1 protein-coding gene is annotated in these 2,426 nt (G+C 69.6%); it reads left to right on the top strand.

Going from position 1 to position 2,426, the window contains the following annotated elements:
- Window positions 1–65: 65 nt before the first annotated feature.
- The gene (locus AC31A1_RS50170) at window positions 66–2,420 is read left to right on the top strand and encodes a hypothetical protein (RefSeq protein ID WP_489659721.1); all 2,355 of its coding nucleotides are present in this window, start codon (window positions 66–68) and stop codon (window positions 2,418–2,420) included.
- Window positions 2,421–2,426 lie beyond the last annotated feature (6 nt).

The raw sequence follows: 2,426 nt of genomic DNA on the forward strand, positions 1-2,426 counted from the left end.
GTGGGTCCGAGGGGCGGATCTGGGGGCGTGGGCTCAGTACCGTTGGCTCAGGGACGGTTTCGGGTGTGGGGGAGTGCGTGGACGACGGGGAGTTGGAGCGGCTGGCCGGCGAGGCGGCCGATTTGTTGGCGGAGGGGTTGGGTTCGGCCGACTGGGCAACGGTCCAGGACGACTTCGTCGGCTGGTTCAGACGGCGTGGATTGGACGTCTACGCCCAGGACATCGCCGGCGTCGACCCGGGGACGGGATTGCCCTTTCGTAAGGGGCTGACGGCGCTGTGGCGTGATCAGCTGCGCGAGGGAGTCCTACTGCGGCCGGGCCCCCAGGCGGCCTACGAACTCCGCGCCCTCATCGACCGGTTGAGCCAGACCGCGTTGCACCGGCCCGAAGCCGGAGAACTTCCCGACCCCGACCGGCCGACGGGCCTGCCCCTGCTGCCCGAGCCCACCGGCGGAGACCTCTTCGACTTCCGTAGCGGCATCTTCAACGGACAGGTCGTCGGTGTTCAGCACGTGCGAAACACGTACGGCGCCCCGCCCCCGGGCGACGCTCAACCCGGTCCGCTGGACTGGCCGTTGGCGATGGACGTAGAGCCGCTCATGCACGGCGTGCGGCCGACCCGGCGGGTGAAGGGGTTGCCCGCGCTGCCGCCGTACGTGGGCAGGAATCAGGACAGGATGGTCAACTCGGCGTTGGAGCAGGCGCGTTCGGAGGGCGGGTTGGTGATCGTCCTCGGGCAGGCGTACACGGGCAAGTCTCGTACCGCGCTGGCCGCGATGGCCCAAGTGGTCCCCGAGCACCGGGTGTTCGCGCCCGCCCAAGGCGAAGACCTGCGGAAGCTGCCCGGGTCGCTCCGGGGCCGGACCGAACGGTGCGTCGTCTGGCTCGACGACCTCGACGGGCATCTGGGGACCGGTGGCCTGGAGCCGCGGCTGCTGGCCCAGTTGACCGGGCTGGAGGCGGTCGTTCTCGCGACGATGCGGGAAGAGGTGTACGACACCTATGTCCGGACGTCTGCGCCGGGACGGTTGCTGGACCTGGCGAACACTGTCGAACTTCCCATGGCGTGGGAAGCGGCGGAGTTGAAGCGCGCGGAGGATACGAAGGACCCACGGCTCGTCGAGGCCGTCCGCGAGAGCGGCACGACAGGCGTCCCTGCCTACCTCACCATCGGTCACCGTTTCTGGAACGACTGGCAGCGTGACCGGAATCCTGGGCGGCATCCCCGGGCCCATGCGCTGCTGCGGGCTGCGTTGGATCTGGCGCGGTGCGGGCTCAAAGGGCCCTTGCCCCAGGACCTGTTGGTGACCGTGCACGAGGGGTACGGGATCGCGGGGCTGGAGCGGGAGCCCCTGGAGGAGGCCTTCGAGTGGGCCGGGCGGGAGCAGTACGGGGTGCTGCGGATGTTGAATCGCAGCGAGCGGAAGAAGGCGCCGTACTGGGGGGTGCTGCCGTATTTCGTGCACACGGCGGAGCAGGACGAGGGGTTCCCGCCCGTTGCCGGCTGGGTGTGGAGACATGCGCTGGCGGCGGTGCCAGGAGAGACGACGTACGAGGTCGAGGTGACGGCCGGGGCCCGGCGGGCGTTTCTCAGGGAGGCCGAGGCGGGGGACGGTCAGGCCATGCACAGCCTGGGTCTTCTCGACGAGGTCCTCGGGGCGTGGGAGGACGCCGAGTCGTGGTTCCGGCGGGCCGCGGACACCGGTCGGGCGGAGTCCGCCGGGCATGTCGGGCGGTTGCTCGTGGAGCGCGGTGAGAACAAGGAGGCGGAGCCCTACCTGGAGCTGGCCGCCGAGGCCGGAGACCACGAGGCGGCCACACTGCTGGGCAAGCTGCTTCGGGACCGGGCCGCCAAGTTGTTCAGTACGGCGACGAAGTTGGGGAATCCGGAGGCGGCCCACCACCTGGGGGATCTGCTTCTCGCCGACGGGGACCTCGACGCGGCGGGCGACTGCTATCTCGCGGCGGAGAGACAGGGGTATGCCGAGGTCGCCAGAAGCGCGGGTGTGTTCCACCTCGTGATGAGCGAGCATGAGACCGCCCGCGTATGGCTCACCCGAGCAGCGGAAGCGGGAGACGAATGGGCGGCGGCGCTGTTGACGGAGACGTACAAGGGCCCGCTCTCCCTGGACGCTGTCGAGGAGTACTTCGCGTCCACCGCCGCCTACTCGTTGGACAACACGCACCGCGGCGTCGTACTGGAAAAGCGGCGACGGGTGGCCCTGGCCCGTAAGTACTACGAGAAGGGCTACGAAGTCGGCGACTCCTACGGCGCCTACCGCCTCGCCACCCTCCTCGAAAAGCAAGGCAAGCCCGACGAAGCGACAACCTGGTACCGCAAAGCCGCCGACATGGGTCACCCTGCCGCGCTCAAGGCCCTCGCCGAGCGTGCCCCCACCCCGGATACCGTCAAGGAGTGACCAACC

This window comes from Streptomyces sp. P5F9, assembly GCF_057961495.1.